Genomic DNA, 17,474 nt, shown 5'->3' on the forward strand with positions numbered 1-17,474 from the left:
TAGGATATGTCTCGTGTTGCTAAAGCACCTGTCGCTATTCCAGCTGGCGTAGAGGTGAAATTAAACGGCCAAGAGATCACTGTGAAAGGTGCAAAGGGTGAACTAACTCGCGTACTGAATAACGCAGTTGTGATTGCTCAAGAAGAAAGTAACCTAACTTTCGGACCTCGTGACGGTGTTGCGAATGCTTGGGCACAGGCAGGTACTGCTCGTGCACTGGTGAACAACATGGTTGTTGGTGTGATGGAAGGCTTTACGAAGAAGCTTGTACTAAAAGGTGTTGGTTACCGTGCCTCAATGAAAGGCAATGCTGTAGCTCTGACACTGGGCTTCTCTCACCCTGTTGAACATGAATTGCCAGCAGGAATTAAAGCAGAATGTCCAAGCCAAACTGAAATTACTATCACCGGTTGTGATAAACAACTTGTGGGTCAAGTTGCGGCTGATATTCGTGCTTACCGTGAGCCTGAACCTTACAAAGGTAAGGGTGTTCGTTACGCAGATGAAAATGTGCGTACTAAAGAAGCTAAGAAGAAGTAAGGTAACACTATGGATAAGAAAGCATCTCGCATCCGTCGTGCCACTCGTGCACGTCGTAAGATTGCAGAACTGGGTGCCACTCGCCTAGTTGTACACCGTACTCCTCGTCACGTGTACGCGCAGGTTATCGCATCTAATGGCTCTGAGGTTATCGCTGCAGCTTCTACTGTAGAAAAAGCGATCCGTGAGCAATTGAAATTCACTGGAAACATCGAAGCAGCACAAGCGGTAGGTAAAGCTATTGCTGAACGCGCTCTGGAAAAAGGCGTGTCAGAAGTTGCTTTTGATCGTTCCGGTTTCCAATACCACGGTCGAGTAGCGGCGCTAGCAGAATCTGCTCGCGAAGCTGGTCTGAAATTCTAAGGTAGGGTTGGAAGATGGCTAAAGAATTACAACAAGCGAGTGATTTGCAAGAAAAATTAATCGCTGTTAACCGTGTTTCTAAAACGGTTAAAGGTGGTCGAATCATGAGCTTTACTGCACTAACAGTTGTTGGTGATGGTAATGGTCGCGTAGGTTTCGGTTACGGCAAAGCTCGTGAAGTACCTGCTGCGATTCAAAAAGCAATGGAAAAAGCGCGTCGTAACATGATTACGATCGCGTTGAACGAAGGCACACTTTTCCACCCGGTAAAAGGTCGCCACTCGGGCTCTAAAGTTTATATGCAGCAAGCTGCTGAAGGTACGGGTGTTATCGCCGGTGGTGCGATGCGTGCTGTACTTGAAGTTGCAGGTGTACATAACGTTTTGTCAAAAGCGTATGGCTCTACAAACCCAATCAACATCGTTCGTGCAACGATTGATGCTTTGGGTAGCATGAAGTCACCAGAAATGGTTGCAGCTAAACGTGGTCTAACTGTTGAATCGATTTCGGAGTAAGCACCATGGCAACTATTAAAGTAACTCAAACTAAAAGCTCAATTGGTCGCCTACCAAAGCATAAAGCTACTTTGCGTGGTCTAGGCCTTCGTCGTATCAACCACACTGTTGAACTTGAAGATACACCATGTGTACGTGGTATGATCAATAAAGTTCAATACATGGTTAAAGTTGAGGAGTAATCAGAATGCGTTTGAATACTCTATCTCCGGCTGCAGGTTCTAAGCCTTCTAAGAAGCGTTTAGGTCGCGGTATCGGTTCTGGCCTGGGTAAAACAGGTGGTCGTGGCCACAAAGGTCAAAAATCACGCTCTGGCGGTAAAGTTCGTGCAGGTTTTGAAGGTGGTCAAATGCCTTTGAAACAACGCTTGCCAAAATTCGGTTTCACTTCTCGTAAGAGTTTAGTGTCTGCTGAAGTTCGTCTAAGTGAATTAGCGAAAGTAACAAGCGAAGTTGTTGACCTGAACAGCCTGAAAGCAGCAAATGTTGTGACTAAAAACATTGAGAATGTAAAAATCGTTCTTTCTGGTGAGATCAACAAAGCTGTTACAGTCAAGGGTTTACGCGTAACTAAAGGCGCTAAAGCTGCAATCGAAGCTGCAGGCGGAAAAATCGAGGAATAATCTCGAAACGAGGTACAGATGGCTAAGAAACCAGGACAAGATTTTCGTAGTGCTCAGAGCGGCTTAAGTGAATTGAAGTCGCGCTTGTTATTCGTATTAGGTGCGCTTCTCGTATTCCGAGCGGGCTCCTTTGTGCCGATTCCTGGTATTGACGCAGCTGTACTAGCCGATTTGTTCGAACAGCAAAAAGGGACCATCGTAGAAATGTTTAACATGTTCTCCGGTGGTGCTCTTTCGCGTGCATCTATATTAGCGCTGGGAATCATGCCATATATTTCGGCATCGATTGTTGTCCAGTTGCTAACTGTAGTTCATCCCGCGTTAGCTGAACTCAAGAAAGAGGGTGAAGCAGGGCGTCGTAAGATTAGCCAATATACGCGTTACGGCACGCTTGTACTTGCAACATTCCAAGCTCTTGGGATTGCGACAGGACTACCAAACATGGTCTCTAATCTGGTCGTTATCGATCAAACCATGTTTACGTTCATCGCAACAGTGAGTCTAGTAACCGGTACCATGTTCTTAATGTGGTTAGGTGAACAGATTACTGAGCGGGGTATTGGTAATGGTATTTCATTACTGATATTTGCAGGTATTGTTGCTGGTCTGCCAAAGGCAATCGGACAAACGATTGAGCAAGCGCGTCAAGGTGAATTGCATGTGCTTCTTCTCCTGTTGATTGCGGTAATCTCTTTTGCTGTGATTTATTTTGTTGTCTTTATGGAGCGTGGTCAGCGTCGTATCGTTGTTAACTACGCAAAACGCCAACAAGGTCGCAAAGTCTTCGCAGCACAGAGCACCCATTTGCCATTGAAAATTAATATGGCAGGGGTAATTCCAGCAATCTTTGCATCAAGTATTATTTTGTTCCCAGGAACGTTAGCACAATGGTTTGGTAATAGTGGTGGTGAAGGCTCAGCGTTTAGCTGGCTGACAAAAGTGTCTTTGGCACTGAGCCCCGGTCAACCTTTGTATGTAATACTTTATGCAGTTGCAATTATCTTTTTCTGTTTCTTTTATACTGCGTTGGTATTCAACCCACGTGAAACAGCAGATAATTTGAAGAAGTCTGGTGCGTTCGTACCCGGTATCCGCCCAGGTGAGCAGACTGCCAGATATATTGATAAAGTAATGACGCGTCTAACCTTAGCTGGTGCGTTATATATTACCTTTATCTGTCTGATCCCTCAGTTCATGATGGTCGCTTGGAATGTACGTTTCTATTTTGGCGGCACCTCACTACTGATTGTAGTTGTGGTTATTATGGACTTTATGGCACAGGTACAGACTCATATGATGTCAAGTCAATATGATTCTGTGTTGAAAAAAGCAAATCTGAAAGGCTATGGCCGTTAATTCAGATTTCTCTCACGGAGTTTAGCAATGAAAGTTCGTGCTTCCGTTAAAAAAATCTGCCGGAACTGCAAAATTATCAAGCGTAACGGTGTCGTTCGCGTGATTTGTAGTGAGCCAAAGCATAAGCAACGCCAAGGCTAATTAGCAGAATTTTTTACTTGAAAAAACAAGGTTGGTCGAGTATATTCCTCGGCCTACCTTTTGTGTGCAAAAGAAGTAGTATCCCGCAACGTATCCTCTACGGGCTTTGTTGCGGATAATTCTTTGATGAAAGTACTAGGAGTGAATAGTGGCCCGTATAGCAGGCATTAACATTCCTGATCATAAACATGCTGTAATTGCATTAACTGCAATCTACGGCATCGGTAAGACTCGTTCACAAGCTATCTTGGCTGAACTGAGCATTGCTGAAAGTGTTAAGATCAGTGAACTAACTGAAGAGCAGATCGATCAACTGCGTGATGGTGTAGCTAAGTACACTGTAGAAGGTGATCTACGTCGTGAAGTATCAATGAACATCAAGCGTCTTATGGATCTTGGTTGTTATCGTGGTCTTCGTCATCGTCGCAGTCTACCTCTACGTGGACAGCGTACTAAAACCAACGCTCGCACCCGTAAGGGTCCGCGTAAGCCGATCAAGAAATAATCGGGAAGGTAGAGTACAATGGCTAAACAACCAACTCGCGCACGTAAGCGCGTACGCAAGCAAGTCGCAGATGGCGTGGCGCATATCCATGCATCTTTTAACAACACAATCGTAACCATTACTGATCGTCAAGGCAATGCTCTAGCTTGGGCAACTGCTGGCGGTTCTGGTTTCCGCGGTTCTCGTAAGTCTACTCCGTTCGCTGCACAGGTTGCTGCTGAGCGTTGTGCTGAAATGGCTAAAGAATATGGCCTTAAGAATCTGGAAGTTATGGTGAAGGGTCCAGGTCCAGGTCGTGAATCTACTGTTCGCGCACTGAACGCTGCTGGTTTCCGTATCACAAACATTGTTGATGCGACACCAATCCCTCATAACGGTTGTCGTCCACCTAAGAAACGTCGCGTTTAACGTTTCGAGGAAGATTGGAGAAAGATCATGGCAAGATATTTGGGTCCTAAGCTGAAGCTTAGCCGCCGCGAAGGTACCGACTTATTCCTTAAGTCAGGCATTCGTGCGATAGATACCAAGTGTAAAATAGATAACGCACCAGGTGTACACGGCGCTCGTCGCGGTCGTCTATCTGATTATGGCGTTCAGCTTCGTGAGAAGCAAAAAGTCCGTCGTATGTACGGCGTTCTTGAAAAACAATTCCGTAACTACTATAAAGAAGCAGCCCGTTTAAAAGGCAACACTGGTGAAAACCTACTTCAGCTTCTTGAAGGTCGTTTGGATAATGTTGTTTACCGTATGGGCTTCGGTGCTACTCGTTCAGAAGCACGTCAGCTGGTTAGCCACAAAGCTATTCTGGTTAACGGTAAAGTAGTAAACATTCCTTCTTTCAATGTTACGGCAAACGACGTTGTTGCAGTGCGTGAGAAAGCTAAAAAGCAATCTCGTATCACAGCAGCTCTAGAAGTTGCAGAACAACGCGAAAAACCAACTTGGATTGAAGTGGATGGCAGCAAAATGGAAGGTACGTTCAAGCGTTTGCCAGAACGTTCAGATCTATCAGCTGACATCAACGAACAATTGATCGTCGAGCTTTACTCTAAGTAAGGTTTAAATTAAAGAGAGGACACAATGCAGGGTTCTGTAACAGAATTTCTTAAGCCACGTCTTGTTGATATCGAACAAATCAGCACGACACACGCAAAAGTAACTCTTGAGCCGTTAGAGCGTGGTTTCGGCCATACTCTGGGTAATGCACTTCGCCGAATTCTTCTTTCGTCTATGCCAGGTTGTGCCGTGACTGAAGTTGAAATTGAAGGCGTACTACACGAGTACAGCACCAAAGAAGGTGTTCAAGAGGATATCCTAGAGATCCTTCTGAACCTGAAGGGTTTAGCTGTTCGCGTTGCCGAAGGCAAAGATGAAGTGTTCATTACACTAAACAAATCAGGCTCGGGCCCTGTTGTTGCAGGTGACATCACTCATGATGGTGATGTTGAGATCGTAAACCCTGAGCACGTTATTTGTCATCTTAATGATGACAATGCTGAGGTCGCAATGCGCATCAAGGTTCAACGTGGTCGTGGTTATGTTCCGGCTTCTGCTCGTATTCATACAGATGAAGATGATCGTCCGATTGGTCGACTACTTGTTGATGCTACTTACAGTCCGGTGGATAAAATCGCCTATACTGTAGAAGCAGCACGTGTAGAACAGCGTACTGATTTAGACAAGCTTGTCATCGATATGGAAACAAATGGCACAATTGAACCTGAGGAAGCTATCCGTCGTGCAGCAACAATTCTTGCTGAACAACTGGATGCATTCGTAGATCTACGTGATGTACGAGTTCCTGAGGAGAAAGAAGAGAAGCCTGAATTCGATCCGATCCTATTGCGTCCTGTAGACGATCTTGAACTAACAGTTCGCTCTGCTAACTGTTTGAAAGCAGAAGCGATTCACTACATCGGTGATCTAGTACAGCGTACTGAGGTAGAATTACTTAAAACACCTAACCTCGGTAAGAAATCTTTAACAGAGATTAAAGACGTGCTTGCATCACGTGGTCTTTCTCTGGGTATGCGCCTAGAAAACTGGCCGCCAGCATCTATCGCTGAAGATTAATCGATACAAGTTAGAAGGATTTGGTCATGCGCCATCGTAAGAGTGGTCGTCAACTCAACCGCAACAGCAGTCATCGCAAAGCGATGTTTAGCAACATGGCTAGCTCTTTGGTACGTCATGAAGTTATCAAGACTACTTTGCCAAAAGCTAAAGAGCTACGTCGCGTAGTTGAGCCTTTGATTACACTAGCTAAGACTGACAGTGTTGCTAATCGTCGTCTAGCATTTGCTCGTACTCGTGATAACGAAGTCGTTGCAAAATTATTTAACGAACTAGGTCCACGTTTCGCTGCTCGTCAAGGTGGCTACACTCGTATTCTAAAGTGTGGTTTCCGTGCAGGTGACAAAGCTCCAATGGCATACATTGAGCTGGTTGATCGCCCAGAAGCTGCTGAAGCTGCTGAGTAATCAGTTCGTCATTTAGGAAAGCCGAGCGTATGCTCGGCTTTTTATTATCACTTAATTACTGCTTAGACAGTGGTGATTATTTTCCTGATTATGTATATCCCCTGAATTAATGTTGCCATAACTGAGTGAGCGAGCTCATTAATCCTTCACTTGCGCCCCGAGTATTGAGATATTTTAAGATAAGAGGGACGAATTTTGACACCATATCCGGACTCAATCCCAGCTGTTTGAACGTGCCGATGACCGCATTCATATCATTTATACTTGATAATCCATTCTTTATCCCAGTCTGATTGAGACTTGATAGATTTTCCATTCCGGGAATAAGTTGATTCAGTTCGGTATTATTCTGATCGGACAATCGATTCTGTGCTAACGACAATAATGCACCAACTCCACCGGTTGCTTGCTGACCGGAGACAGGAAGCTGCTCTGCGACCTGTGAAATCAGTGTGGAACTGTTTCCTGTGAGTCCCAGCGTTTTGCCGATGGTGCTGTTAAGATCTTCCGTATGATTACCGAGTTTGAAAAAAGCGTAGCTTGGGGATGTCAGTGTGGTACTTAACATCAGCGTCCATATCAGAGTGCGTGTCGTTGTCATAAATGGTATTCCCATTATTGTGAGCTGATGTTTAAGTTTAAATAAAAAAAAGCGGTGCTGAGCACCGCTTGATGTTAATTCTTTGCTAATTTATGGATAGCAGATTCGTTTACAGAATGTCGAGTAACTCGACTTCAAAGACCAACGCTGCGTATGGTGGAATTGCAGCACCAGCGCCGCGCTCGCCATAAGCAAGATCTTGAGGAATATAAAGTTTCCACTTTGATCCGACAGGCATAATTTGTAGTGCTTCTACCCAGCCTTTAATCACACCCGTTACAGGGAATTCGACTGGCTGACCACGAGTTACAGAGCTATCGAATACTGTGCCATCGGTTAGTTGACCATGGTAATGAACACGAACAGTCTTATCAGAAGTTGGGACTTCACCTGTACCTTCTGTTACGACTTCATACTGAAGGCCTGATTCTAAAACGGTCACTTCAGGACGGAGTGCGTTATCTTTCAGGAACGCTTCGCCATCAGCGGCAGCGACTTTCGCAGCTGATTCACGCACTTCTTGAGCTTTTGCATGAACGGCTTGCAATGCCTGATTAATGTCGTCGATTTCAATTGCTGGCATGTCACCAGTTAATGCTGTCGCGATACCAGCAGCGATCGCATCAACACTGAGTCCTTCTAAACCGCTACCAGCAAGCTGTTGGCCCATTTGCAAACCAATACCGTAGCTTGCCTTCTGTTCGTTTGTTTCAAGTTGTACGTCAGACATAACTGTCACTCTTTTGCGTTAAAACGCTAGAGAATAACAGTTATTAATAAATGATGAAATGAAGAACGGGGAGAATATTTCATTGCATAGCTTGATGTGACACATCTCCAAACTTAAGTGAAATTTTTTCAAGATTGTGTCAACATTTTAGTTATAGCTGTGATTCCCCTATACTCACTAAGCGCGAGTTTTTATACTAGCCGGAATAAGCATGGGAGAAGTGAATTCGTGAATCGCCGACGGGAAAAAAAGGTGCAAGGTGGCTATCTTGCTGTTGTTCAGGGCAAATGGTCAGCTATGAATTTTCAGCAGTCATTTCAGTCCGTTGTCAGACAGTGTCGTGGTCTATGGTGTAAATTACCGAAATTGCATCAACGTTTACTGATGGTTTTGGTGCCTGTAGTCATACTTCTTGTTCTGCTGCCTTGGCCGAAAGAGGAGCAAGTTGCATCTGAACAGCCGATTGTGGAGCCGTCTGTTGGCGAGCAGCGTGTTGCGCTGGCGCTTGATCCCGATAGCCTGAAGGAACCCACTGAATCTGTCGCATCCCCGCAAGCGGTAAAATCAGCTTCAGAACCTCGTACCACGACATGGGTTAACTATACGGTAAAAAATGGTGACACGCTTTCTAAGGTGTTCCGTACCAACGATTTATCATTGGCTGACTTGAATGCACTTGTTCAGGTCGAAGGTTCTGATAAGCCACTCAGTAATATCAAGCCGGGACAATTGATTCGTTATAAGCTGACGACGAAAGGTGATCTGGATATTTTGCAAATCGAACAAAAGGATCAATCGATCATGTTCTTTCGTTTATCCAATGGTGGATTTGGCCGGAGTAAATAACGTCAGCAACATGAAGGGGAATCGAGATGGGTTCTGTTCCCCTTATATATCGTTCACGTTTGGTATCCGTAAAGTGGCCATTGTGTCGATGCTTTGAGAGAGTATCTACGGACACATTCTCTTCATGTCGATATGTGAAATACCATCTTCAAGATAAGGTTCGGATGTCGGAACAAATCCATATTGGCGGTAAAATGTCTCTAATTGCGTCTGTGCGCCAATTTCGATGGATGTCTCCGGCCACAGATGCTCACATCGCTCAATGGCATGAGTCAGTAGCTGATGTCCAACACCTTCTCCTCGGACACATGCATGGGTTGCTATTCGACCAATACTACTTCCCGGATAGCTAATACCGGCTGGCATTAACCGGGCACAGGCAACGAGCTTTTCATCTTGATATCCCAGCAGGTGATGGACTCCGGGCATATGATCTTTGTCGTCTAATTCAGGGTAAGGACAGGTTTGTTCGACAACAAATACATCAATCCGTAGTTTGATTAACTGGTATAGCTGTGTCGTTGTCAGCTCGGGAAAGGAAAGTAGATGCCAAGTTATCATCGAAGTACCGACTAAGTGAATGAACGTGATGTTCGACAATCTACATCAACATGATGTGATTATCATTAAAAAATATTTCCCCACGAGTCGTCAAAAAGCACTGTTTTCTCTGTCAGCCTCTCAAAGCATGATCGTACAGCCGCCACTTTTGTTACGGCTGTACGATGATTCAGTCAGGTCTATTTTTATAGCTGAACCTGATAGACGGCGAAGCCGGTTTCATCTGTCATGAGCTGCTTCATCGGGTAACGCCCATATTGCTGAATGAACTGCGAAGCTTTGTTTCCCGGAGCCGTCTCGAAGCGGATATCAAGATTTTTGGTTGCTTGAATTGGCGCTAAACGCCAGTTGTTATCCGCTTTAGGATGAATTTCACCATGTTGCTTACTCATCTGAGCAATGTAATTGGCCAGAATTGTCCGGTTTTCATCTGGCGCGTCAAAAGCGACATGTGAGGCCCCGGTGCCGGGAAACTTGTTGCTATAGGCGCGATAGTTATTGGTGGCAATCAGGAATACTTGCTTATCTGGAATCGCCTTCCCCTGATAAGACAGATTGACAATTCGTCTGCTATCAGGAGCAACCAATTGACAGTTACCGTCATATCGGGCCGGCTGCGTGACATCAATCTGATATTCGATCCCATCAATGACATCAAAGTTGTAGGTTCTGAACCCATCCCAGTTGATGAGATATTGAGGGGTAGTTCGAGTCGGATCAATACGATTGAACTGGCCCGCGGAGCATTCCAGCCATTCTTTCAGCTCTCGTCCGGTGACTTTGAGTGCCACTAATGTGTTTGGATAAAGGTACAGATCAGCGGCGTTGCGGAATGTCAGTTGCCCGGATTCAACTTCGGTATAGTTTGAGGGATCATTTTTTCGGCCGCCGGCTTTAAATGGTGCAGCAGCAGACAGCACTGGCAATCCATCTAAATCCGGATCGCCCTGAATCATTTTTTCAACGTAGGCTTTCTGTGCCAGATTGACGATTTGAATGGTCGGATCATCCTGAACGAGCGCCAGATAACTATACATTTTATCACTGGCTCTGCCGATGGGTTGATTGACGAACTGTCGTGTTGCTTGGTGATCCGATTGAACGGCTTGACGAAGCTGAGCGTCAGCGGATACCAAAGCATGATGTGCGATATTGTCATAAATCGGACGTGCTTCTGATTGGCTGTCAGTCACTTGCCAGTGGTGATCTTTTTTCTCTACTGTCAGATCAATAATACCGACATGGCTGCCCCAGCGTCCGGGCATCACCGCCGCGACACCGTGAATTGTCCCTTTTTGGTTATCCACATCTGGCAGATCATTAAAGTCTTTGCCGGGGAAAACCGCATGCGCGTGACCAAAAGCGATAGCATCAATATCGGGGATTTCTGCGAGATAGTAAACCGAGTTTTCAGCACCGACATGATAAGGCGTGGTGGCAATTCCCGAATGGGGAATGGCAACAATGATATCAGCACCTTGCTGTTTCATTTGAGGGATCAGGGCCTTCGCTGTTGCTTTGATATCTTTGGTATAAACGTTGCCCGCTAAATTTTTCTTATCCCATACCATAATCTGAGGCGGAGCGAAGCCAATATAGCCAACCTTTAACTGCTGAGGTTTTCCATCGGTATCGGTCAATGTATATGATTTGATCAGGTAAGGACGGAAATAGTGCTGATCCGTTTTGGCGTCAAATATATTGGCATTGATATAAGGAAAATTGGCATCGTTGAGCGTTTCTTTAAGGTATCCGAGTCCGTAATTAAACTCGTGGTTACCAATATTTCCGACCTCGTAACCGAGGAGGTTCATTGCTTTATAAACCGGATGAACTTCTCCCGCCTTGATGCCTTTGGCTGCCATGTAGTCACCCATCGGGCTGCCCTGAATCAGATCACCGTTATCAATCAAAAGTGAATTCGGATTCTCTTCACGTGCTTTTTTGACAAGACTCGCGGCCCGGAGTAAACCAATTTTGTCTGACGATTTGTCTTTGTAATAGTCATAGTCCATGACATTGGCATGGATATCCGTTGTTTCTATGACTCGAAGATGGATGGTTTCTGCATTGACTGAGAATGATAGTGCTGATGAAGCAAGTATCAGCAACTCACTAAGTAATGACAGTGCGAGAATTTTTTTTGGCTGTTTCATACCCGTCTGATCCATAACAAATAAATAATCTGGCTAATGTAGCAAATATGGATGAAACCTATATTTCAATAAGTTAGAAAATGTGATGCGTATCATCCAATGTATAAACAGGCTTTTTTGTTGAAAAAAATGTTTCCTTATCAGTTTTTCGAATAAAAAATGAAATTTTAGAATTTCATGTCATATGTAGAGGTCGCCATAATGCACATATTCAATTTAGGTGGAGTGTGTTATGGCAAAGGATCAGGTTGTGACTCGTTTACCCGTCAAACAAGTGCGTTCGTCTGTGAAGGTCGATGCGTCAGAACAAATCAGCTACCACTTCACGAAATCTCAGTTGCAGGCCGGAGAAGTCGCATTGGTCGGTGCTGGCCCGGGGGATCCGGAATTACTCACTGTCAAAGCGGTTAGCTTTCTGCAGCAAGCCGATGTCGTTTTATATGACTATTTGGTCTCAGAGGAGATTATGTCTCTGGTGCCGGACAGTACGATTCTGGTGTGTGTCGGGAAACGAGCCGGCCATCATAGTGTGCCGCAGGATAAGACCAATCAGCTGTTGGTTGATTTTGCCAGACAGGGACACCGGGTCGTGCGAATTAAAGGCGGAGACCCGTTTATTTTTGGACGAGGCGGTGAAGAACTGGAGCGTTTGTTCGATGCCGGTATTCGCTTTCAAGTCGTTCCCGGTATTACCGCAGCCGCTGGGGCGACCGCCTATGCCGGGATTCCTCTGACACACCGGGATTATGCGCAGTCTGCCATTTTCGTTACCGGCCATGTCCGTGCTGAGCAAGATGAAATGGATTGGTCAACCTTGGCTCGGGGACGGCAGACTCTTGTGATCTATATGGGATTGATGAAATCCGGATATATCAGGGAGCAGTTACTTCAGTATGGCCGGGATGGCAAGACGCCTGTTGCCGTGATTGAACGAGGAACACAAGCCGCGCAGAAGCTGTTTCGTGGCACATTGAATCATTTGCCACAGTTGGCTGCTCAGGCTGATTCGCCCGCTTTAATTGTAATTGGTGAAGTGGTTTCACTGGCCGACAAACTCAATTGGTTCAACAGCACACGGGAAACAACTGCCAGTTCTTTGTATGCAGAAATAAAACAATAGGTATCCAGTCATTCAGGTTCAGTCATGGATGATTTATTCACTCAGAAACCGAATTGCATAACACACTCATCTTGTGAGTCAAAAGGAAGCAAGAGATGGATCAACAACGATTAACTCATTTAAAACAACTAGAAGCTGAAAGTATTCACATCATTCGTGAAGTTGCAGCCGAATTCGGCAACCCGGTGATGATGTATTCCATCGGAAAAGATTCATCGGTGATGCTACATCTGGCTCGCAAAGCTTTCTATCCGGGCAAAATTCCGTTTCCGCTCCTGCATGTCGATACGAACTGGAAGTTTCGTGAAATGATCGATTTCCGCGATAAAACCGCACAAAAGTACGGCTTTGAGCTTCTGGTCCATAAAAACCCCGAAGGGCTCGAAATGGGGATCAACCCGTTTGTTCACGGGAGTTCCAAACATACCGATATTATGAAAACTCAGGGCTTGAAACAGGCATTGAACCAATATGGATTCGATGCTGCATTCGGTGGCGCCCGTCGGGATGAAGAAAAGTCCCGTGCCAAAGAGCGAGTCTATTCATTCCGGGATAAGAATCATACCTGGGATCCCAAAAACCAGCGTCCGGAGATCTGGCATACCTACAACGGGCAGATTAACAAAGGTGAGAGTATTCGGGTGTTCCCTTTGTCAAACTGGACTGAACTGGACATATGGCAATATATCTATCTGGAAGGCATTGATATTGTGCCGCTTTACTTCGCTGAAAAGCGGCCTGTCGTCGAACGTGATGGGATGTTAATCATGGTTGATGATGATCGGATGGAGATTTTGCCGGGTGAAGTGATCGAGAATAAATCAGTCCGTTTCCGGACACTTGGGTGTTATCCGCTGACCGGAGCCATTGAATCGACGGCAAGTACATTGCCTGAAATCATCGAAGAGATGCTGGTGGCAACGTCCAGTGAGCGGCAAGGACGAGCGATCGACCATGATCAGTCCGGATCCATGGAATTGAAAAAACGTCAGGGCTATTTCTAAGGGGCGAGGGAAGTTTTATGAATAGTGCAGTTCAAGCTCAGTTAACTGAGTTGGGTATTGAAGGTTATTTGGATCAACACCAACACAAATCGTTACTTAGATTTCTGACATGTGGTTCTGTCGATGACGGTAAGAGTACGTTGATCGGCCGTTTGCTTCATGATTCAAAGCAGATCTATGAAGATCAGCTGGCGGCTGTTCATTCAGACAGTCAGCGCGTCGGTACAACCGGTGAGCGTCCGGATCTGGCATTGCTGGTGGATGGATTGCAGGCTGAACGCGAGCAAGGGATTACCATTGATGTCGCATATCGCTATTTTTCAACGCAAAAACGCAAATTCATTATCGCCGATACGCCGGGACATGAGCAGTACACGCGCAATATGGCAACCGGTGCTTCGACATGTGATTTGGCGATTATTCTGATTGATGCACGGAAAGGCGTGTTGGATCAGACTCGTCGTCACTCGTTCATTTCCAATCTCTTGGGCTTGAGACACTTTGTGGTGGCGGTCAACAAGATGGATTTGGTCGATTATTCTCAGGAGCGTTTTGAAGCCATTCGTCAAGAATATCTTGAATTCTCCCGACATCTACAGGGAGACACGGACATTCAGATCATTCCGATCTCCGCGTTGGAAGGGGACAATGTTGTTGAAAAAAGTCAGCACATGCATTGGTATCAAGGCCCCTCTCTGCTGGATTTATTAGAAACTGTCGATGTTGATCAGCTCAAAGGAACGGGGGCATTTCGTTTCCCGGTTCAATATGTCAACCGACCAAATCTCGATTTTCGCGGGTTTGCCGGCACTGTTGCATCGGGGATTGTCCGGGTTGGCGATCAAGTCAAGGTGCTACCGTCTGGTAAATCTTCCACCGTTGCCCGTATCGTCACTTTTGATGGTGATTTGGAACAGGCATATACCGGTCAAGCGGTGACGCTAACGCTGAATGATGAAATTGATATCAGCCGTGGTGATTTGATCGTTCTTGAGGATGCCCAGCTCGATACAACCAACCATCTATTGGCAGATGTCGTTTGGATGACAGAGCAGCCATTGCAAGCCGGGCGGGATTACGACATCAAAATTGCAGGCCATAAAACGATTGGTCAGGTGACATCGATCCGTCACCAATACGATATCAATAACCTTTCGACTTATCAGGCCGAATCTCTGCCGCTCAATGGAATTGGTTTATGTGAATGGCGGTTCAATCAGGCGATCGCTCTCGATAGATATCTCGACAGTGCTGATACGGGTGGCTTTATTATTATTGACCGACTGACCAATGTAACCGTTGGCGCAGGACTGGTTCGTGACAGCCTACAAACGGTGGCGCAAACGCAGGGCGATGTCTCTGAATTTGAGCTGGAACTGAATGCACTGATTCGTAAGCACTACCCACACTGGGGTGTGAAAGATATCAGTCAATTACTGAAATAGGCTGCTTGAAAGGGTGATTTTCACCCTTTCTGAGGGATGAGAGATGTGGGAACAAGGGGTGATAATTGCAATTCTATGCGGTGTGGTTGCCTGTTTGCTGCTTACGCGAGTTAAACCGAGTTTGATCTTTGCAGGCGCTGCTTTTATCACGTTTATTGCAGGTCTGATTGATATCAATGATTTAGCCGCAAATTTCACCAACTCATCCCTACTGACGCTGATTTTGTTGATTCTGGCTTCTGCCGGACTGGAAAAGACGCGGCTCATCAGTTGGATCAGTCGTAATATTTCTGAAGGGCGGCTCGGCACCGTGATCGCGAAGCTGGGTTTATCGACCGCTTTTCTCTCTTCTTTTACCAATAACACCGCTGTCGTCGTTTCTTTGATTGGTGCGATTAAACGCAATCAGCAACATGCACCTTCAAAGTTATTAATTCCGCTGTCTTACACGGCTATCTTTGGCGGTACGCTGACTTTGATTGGTACATCTACCAATCTGATCATCAATAGTTTTGTGGAAGATGCGGGATTGCCGAGTCTCGACTTCTTCGCCCCGACGATGATCGGTCTGGCTGTGCTTCTCGGCGGCGTATTGATTCTGATTCCATTGAGTTATCTGTTACCGAATAACGATGAATCAGGGCAGGATGAATTACCTTATTTTCTGGAAGCGAGTGTCGGTGAGACGTCACCATTAGTCGGACGCAGCATTGCCGAAAATAACCTGCGGGCGTTACGCAAGTTATTCTTAGCTGAGGTGATTCGAAATGGTGAGAGTGTCCCTTCCGTCGGACCTGATTTTGTCTTACAGGCACAGGATCGGCTGCTGTTTTGTGGTGATGTCGAGAGTGTATCGACACTTCAGGAAATCAAAGGGTTAACCTTGTTTGGTCAGCACCACCTTAACGGTCAGAATTTTGTTGAAGTAGTGGTGAGTTCTTCCGCCAGTTTTTGTCATAAAACACTGAAATCCAGTCATTTTCGCGAGCGGTTTGATGCCGTCGTCGTAGCCATTCGTCGGGGGCATGAACGTCTGGAAGGCGGGCTGGGAAATATTACGTTGACGGCTGGCGATACGCTGGTACTTGTACCGGGAAAAGCGTTCGAAGCGCAACGTCAGGCGCTGCATCGCGAATTCCTATTCATTAATGATTTGGATTCGAGTGCCCGCTTGGACAGCCATAAATCGAGTCTGGTATTACTCGGATTTATGGCGGTGATTGGTGCGGCATTGCTCCATTGGCTACCGATTATTAAAGGACTTGCGATCTATCTGATTCTGTTAGTTATTTTTGGCATCGTACACATCGGTGAATTACGTCGTCGTTTCCCTATCGATATTGTCGTGATTGTCGGTTCAGCATTATCGATTGCTCAGTTGATGATTTCATCGGGACTGTCACAACGCATGGGCGATTTTTTTATTCATACTATGAACGGTTGGGGCGTGTTTGGTGGCTTGGTCGCCACCTATCTGATTACCTTAGTTCTGACGGAGCTAATCACGAACAATGCTGCGGCTGCGCTGGCTTTTCCGTTGGGATACAGCTTGGCTGTCGGCTACGGGGTAGATCCGATGCCATTTATCATGGCGGTGTTATTTGGTGCCAGCGCGAGCTTTATTTCTCCCTATGGTTATCAGACCAATCTGCTGGTCTATAGTATCGGTAACTACAAAATGAGTGATTATGTCAGAATCGGTATTCCAATATCTTTGGTCTATTCTTTGCTCGTTCTGACCTTAATCCCGGTATTTTTTCCGTTTTAATCCATATTGTTTTTAATCAATATCGTTTTTAAACAATGTATTGATAAGTTTACGTATAAAGGAAGAGTGTTATGAGTATCGCGCCAAGTGAAAAAGAGCAACATATCGTCTGGCACCAGCACCCGATCGATAAAACATTTCGTGCGACGCTGAAAAAACAGAAACCCGCCGTGCTTTGGTTTACCGGATTATCAGGGGCTGGCAAATCAACGGTTGCTGGCGCACTGGAAAATCGTCTTGCACAATTGGGCTATCATACTTACCTGCTTGATGGTGATAATGTCCGGCACGGGTTATGTCGTGACCTCGGTTTTTCCGCTCAGGATCGTCGGGAAAATATCCGTCGGATCGGTGAACTGGCGAAGCTGATGGCTGATGCCGGACTGATCGTGCTTACTGCATTTATCTCACCACATCGAACTGAACGCCAGATGGTGCGGGAGTTACTGCCGGAAGGGGAATTTCTGGAAGTTTTCGTCAATACCACACTGGAAGTTTGTGAGCTGCGCGATCCGAAAGGGTTGTACAAAAAAGCCCGTGCGGGTGAGATCACCAACTTTACGGGCATTGATGCTGAATATGAAGTGCCGTTACAGCCTGAAATCGATTTACCTGCCGGTGAAATGGGCATCGATGCATTGGTTGAACAGTGTCTGACAGAACTGAGTCAACGCGGCATTATTGATGTTTCATCGCATTAATCAGTGGTTTCCGGCAGAAA

At 45.8% G+C, this 17,474-nt stretch carries 22 protein-coding genes; 18 read left to right on the top strand and 4 right to left on the bottom strand.

Features of this window, described 5'->3' with window-relative positions:
- Positions 1 to 6: 6 nt before the first annotated feature.
- The 12 genes from rplF (at position 7) to rplQ (ending at position 6,522) form a co-directional block, all read left to right on the top strand.
- Complete coding sequence (rplF, locus tag MKS89_RS01550) at positions 7 to 540, top strand: 50S ribosomal protein L6 (protein ID WP_072959069.1); 534 nt, start codon at positions 7 to 9, stop codon at positions 538 to 540.
- Positions 541 to 549: 9 nt separating this feature from the next.
- A complete protein-coding gene (gene rplR / locus MKS89_RS01555) occupies positions 550 to 903 on the top strand; it encodes a 50S ribosomal protein L18 (RefSeq protein WP_021019658.1) in 354 nt (117 codons plus the stop codon).
- Between the two features lie 14 nt (positions 904 to 917).
- A complete protein-coding gene (rpsE, locus tag MKS89_RS01560) occupies positions 918 to 1,418 on the top strand; it encodes a 30S ribosomal protein S5 (protein ID WP_021019659.1) in 501 nt (166 codons plus the stop codon).
- A gap of 5 nt (positions 1,419 to 1,423) precedes the next feature.
- Entirely contained in the window at positions 1,424 to 1,600 is a 177-nt protein-coding gene (rpmD, locus tag MKS89_RS01565) for a 50S ribosomal protein L30 (RefSeq protein WP_021019660.1), read from the top strand.
- A gap of 5 nt (positions 1,601 to 1,605) precedes the next feature.
- Entirely contained in the window at positions 1,606 to 2,040 is a 435-nt protein-coding gene (rplO, locus tag MKS89_RS01570) for a 50S ribosomal protein L15 (RefSeq protein ID WP_021019661.1), read from the top strand.
- A gap of 18 nt (positions 2,041 to 2,058) precedes the next feature.
- The gene (gene secY / locus MKS89_RS01575) at positions 2,059 to 3,396 is read left to right on the top strand and encodes a preprotein translocase subunit SecY (protein ID WP_021019662.1); all 1,338 of its coding nucleotides are present in this window, start codon (positions 2,059 to 2,061) and stop codon (positions 3,394 to 3,396) included.
- A gap of 27 nt (positions 3,397 to 3,423) precedes the next feature.
- Positions 3,424 to 3,537: a 50S ribosomal protein L36 gene (gene rpmJ, locus MKS89_RS01580; RefSeq protein ID WP_039969906.1), complete on the top strand. Its 114-nt coding sequence runs from the start codon at positions 3,424 to 3,426 to the stop codon at positions 3,535 to 3,537.
- Positions 3,538 to 3,685: 148 nt separating this feature from the next.
- Positions 3,686 to 4,042, top strand: coding sequence for a 30S ribosomal protein S13 (rpsM, locus tag MKS89_RS01585; protein ID WP_021019663.1), 357 nt, complete (start codon positions 3,686 to 3,688; stop codon positions 4,040 to 4,042).
- Between the two features lie 18 nt (positions 4,043 to 4,060).
- Complete coding sequence (gene rpsK / locus MKS89_RS01590; protein ID WP_001118870.1) at positions 4,061 to 4,450, top strand: 30S ribosomal protein S11; 390 nt, start codon at positions 4,061 to 4,063, stop codon at positions 4,448 to 4,450.
- A gap of 27 nt (positions 4,451 to 4,477) precedes the next feature.
- Positions 4,478 to 5,098 (top strand): 30S ribosomal protein S4, encoded by a 621-nt coding sequence (gene rpsD, locus MKS89_RS01595; RefSeq protein ID WP_021019664.1) that lies wholly within the window; start codon positions 4,478 to 4,480, stop codon positions 5,096 to 5,098.
- Between the two features lie 24 nt (positions 5,099 to 5,122).
- A complete protein-coding gene (locus MKS89_RS01600; RefSeq protein ID WP_038179109.1) occupies positions 5,123 to 6,115 on the top strand; it encodes a DNA-directed RNA polymerase subunit alpha in 993 nt (330 codons plus the stop codon).
- A 26-nt stretch (positions 6,116 to 6,141) separates the two neighbouring features.
- Positions 6,142 to 6,522: a 50S ribosomal protein L17 gene (gene rplQ, locus MKS89_RS01605; protein ID WP_021019666.1), complete on the top strand. Its 381-nt coding sequence runs from the start codon at positions 6,142 to 6,144 to the stop codon at positions 6,520 to 6,522.
- Positions 6,523 to 6,628: 106 nt separating this feature from the next.
- Here rplQ and MKS89_RS01610 read toward each other — a convergent pair whose 3' ends face one another.
- Positions 6,629 to 7,123, bottom strand: coding sequence for a DUF2780 domain-containing protein (locus MKS89_RS01610; RefSeq protein WP_072959066.1), 495 nt, complete (start codon positions 7,121 to 7,123; stop codon positions 6,629 to 6,631).
- 109 nt (positions 7,124 to 7,232) lie between these two features.
- Entirely contained in the window at positions 7,233 to 7,853 is a 621-nt protein-coding gene (gene bamJ / locus MKS89_RS01615; RefSeq protein WP_072959063.1) for a BamJ family beta-barrel-assembly machinery protein, read from the bottom strand.
- 228 nt (positions 7,854 to 8,081) lie between these two features.
- On the opposite strand from bamJ, the gene MKS89_RS01620 reads away from it, so the two are divergent.
- Positions 8,082 to 8,699 carry a LysM-like peptidoglycan-binding domain-containing protein gene (locus MKS89_RS01620; RefSeq protein ID WP_072959060.1) on the top strand — a complete coding sequence of 206 codons (618 nt, stop codon included), beginning with the start codon at positions 8,082 to 8,084 and terminating at the stop codon, positions 8,697 to 8,699.
- 105 nt (positions 8,700 to 8,804) lie between these two features.
- On the opposite strand, the gene MKS89_RS01625 is transcribed toward MKS89_RS01620, so the two are convergent.
- Both MKS89_RS01625 and MKS89_RS01630 read right to left on the bottom strand, forming a co-directional pair.
- Positions 8,805 to 9,260, bottom strand: coding sequence for a GNAT family N-acetyltransferase (locus tag MKS89_RS01625; RefSeq protein ID WP_072959057.1), 456 nt, complete (start codon positions 9,258 to 9,260; stop codon positions 8,805 to 8,807).
- A gap of 185 nt (positions 9,261 to 9,445) precedes the next feature.
- A complete protein-coding gene (locus MKS89_RS01630; RefSeq protein ID WP_072959054.1) occupies positions 9,446 to 11,416 on the bottom strand; it encodes a bifunctional 2',3'-cyclic-nucleotide 2'-phosphodiesterase/3'-nucleotidase in 1,971 nt (656 codons plus the stop codon).
- Positions 11,417 to 11,648: 232 nt separating this feature from the next.
- Between MKS89_RS01630 and cobA the strand changes: the two genes are divergently transcribed.
- The 5 genes from cobA (at position 11,649) to cysC (ending at position 17,454) form a co-directional block, all read left to right on the top strand.
- Positions 11,649 to 12,536 carry a uroporphyrinogen-III C-methyltransferase gene (cobA, locus tag MKS89_RS01635; RefSeq protein WP_072959051.1) on the top strand — a complete coding sequence of 296 codons (888 nt, stop codon included), beginning with the start codon at positions 11,649 to 11,651 and terminating at the stop codon, positions 12,534 to 12,536.
- A gap of 95 nt (positions 12,537 to 12,631) precedes the next feature.
- Complete coding sequence (gene cysD / locus MKS89_RS01640; RefSeq protein ID WP_021019673.1) at positions 12,632 to 13,540, top strand: sulfate adenylyltransferase subunit CysD; 909 nt, start codon at positions 12,632 to 12,634, stop codon at positions 13,538 to 13,540.
- Between the two features lie 17 nt (positions 13,541 to 13,557).
- The gene (gene cysN / locus MKS89_RS01645; protein WP_072959048.1) at positions 13,558 to 14,985 is read left to right on the top strand and encodes a sulfate adenylyltransferase subunit CysN; all 1,428 of its coding nucleotides are present in this window, start codon (positions 13,558 to 13,560) and stop codon (positions 14,983 to 14,985) included.
- Between the two features lie 43 nt (positions 14,986 to 15,028).
- Complete coding sequence (locus MKS89_RS01650) at positions 15,029 to 16,753, top strand: SLC13 family permease (protein WP_072959046.1); 1,725 nt, start codon at positions 15,029 to 15,031, stop codon at positions 16,751 to 16,753.
- A 71-nt stretch (positions 16,754 to 16,824) separates the two neighbouring features.
- A complete protein-coding gene (gene cysC / locus MKS89_RS01655; RefSeq protein ID WP_072959044.1) occupies positions 16,825 to 17,454 on the top strand; it encodes an adenylyl-sulfate kinase in 630 nt (209 codons plus the stop codon).
- The last annotated feature ends 20 nt before the right edge of the window (positions 17,455 to 17,474 follow it).

It is taken from the genome of Vibrio gazogenes (genome assembly GCF_023920225.1).
GTDB classification, from domain to species: domain Bacteria; phylum Pseudomonadota; class Gammaproteobacteria; order Enterobacterales; family Vibrionaceae; genus Vibrio; species Vibrio gazogenes.

Bases quoted from the DNA above. Each gene is read 5' to 3' on its own strand.
- rplF (WP_072959069.1), top strand. From the start codon at position 7: ATGTCTCGTGTTGCTAAAGCACCTGTCGCTATTCCAGCTGGCGTAGAG.
- rplR (WP_021019658.1), top strand. From the start codon at position 550: ATGGATAAGAAAGCATCTCGCATCCGTCGTGCCACTCGTGCACGTCGT.
- rpsE (WP_021019659.1), top strand. From the start codon at position 918: ATGGCTAAAGAATTACAACAAGCGAGTGATTTGCAAGAAAAATTAATC.
- rpmD (WP_021019660.1), top strand. From the start codon at position 1,424: ATGGCAACTATTAAAGTAACTCAAACTAAAAGCTCAATTGGTCGCCTA.
- rplO (WP_021019661.1), top strand. From the start codon at position 1,606: ATGCGTTTGAATACTCTATCTCCGGCTGCAGGTTCTAAGCCTTCTAAG.
- secY (WP_021019662.1), top strand. From the start codon at position 2,059: ATGGCTAAGAAACCAGGACAAGATTTTCGTAGTGCTCAGAGCGGCTTA.
- rpmJ (WP_039969906.1), top strand. From the start codon at position 3,424: ATGAAAGTTCGTGCTTCCGTTAAAAAAATCTGCCGGAACTGCAAAATT.
- rpsK (WP_001118870.1), top strand. From the start codon at position 4,061: ATGGCTAAACAACCAACTCGCGCACGTAAGCGCGTACGCAAGCAAGTC.
- rpsD (WP_021019664.1), top strand. From the start codon at position 4,478: ATGGCAAGATATTTGGGTCCTAAGCTGAAGCTTAGCCGCCGCGAAGGT.
- MKS89_RS01600 (WP_038179109.1), top strand. From the start codon at position 5,123: ATGCAGGGTTCTGTAACAGAATTTCTTAAGCCACGTCTTGTTGATATC.
- rplQ (WP_021019666.1), top strand. From the start codon at position 6,142: ATGCGCCATCGTAAGAGTGGTCGTCAACTCAACCGCAACAGCAGTCAT.
- MKS89_RS01610 (WP_072959066.1), bottom strand. From the start codon at position 7,123: ATGACAACGACACGCACTCTGATATGGACGCTGATGTTAAGTACCACA.
- bamJ (WP_072959063.1), bottom strand. From the start codon at position 7,853: ATGTCTGACGTACAACTTGAAACAAACGAACAGAAGGCAAGCTACGGT.
- MKS89_RS01625 (WP_072959057.1), bottom strand. From the start codon at position 9,260: ATGATAACTTGGCATCTACTTTCCTTTCCCGAGCTGACAACGACACAG.
- MKS89_RS01630 (WP_072959054.1), bottom strand. From the start codon at position 11,416: ATGAAACAGCCAAAAAAAATTCTCGCACTGTCATTACTTAGTGAGTTG.
- cobA (WP_072959051.1), top strand. From the start codon at position 11,649: ATGGCAAAGGATCAGGTTGTGACTCGTTTACCCGTCAAACAAGTGCGT.
- cysD (WP_021019673.1), top strand. From the start codon at position 12,632: ATGGATCAACAACGATTAACTCATTTAAAACAACTAGAAGCTGAAAGT.
- cysN (WP_072959048.1), top strand. From the start codon at position 13,558: ATGAATAGTGCAGTTCAAGCTCAGTTAACTGAGTTGGGTATTGAAGGT.
- MKS89_RS01650 (WP_072959046.1), top strand. From the start codon at position 15,029: ATGTGGGAACAAGGGGTGATAATTGCAATTCTATGCGGTGTGGTTGCC.
- cysC (WP_072959044.1), top strand. From the start codon at position 16,825: ATGAGTATCGCGCCAAGTGAAAAAGAGCAACATATCGTCTGGCACCAG.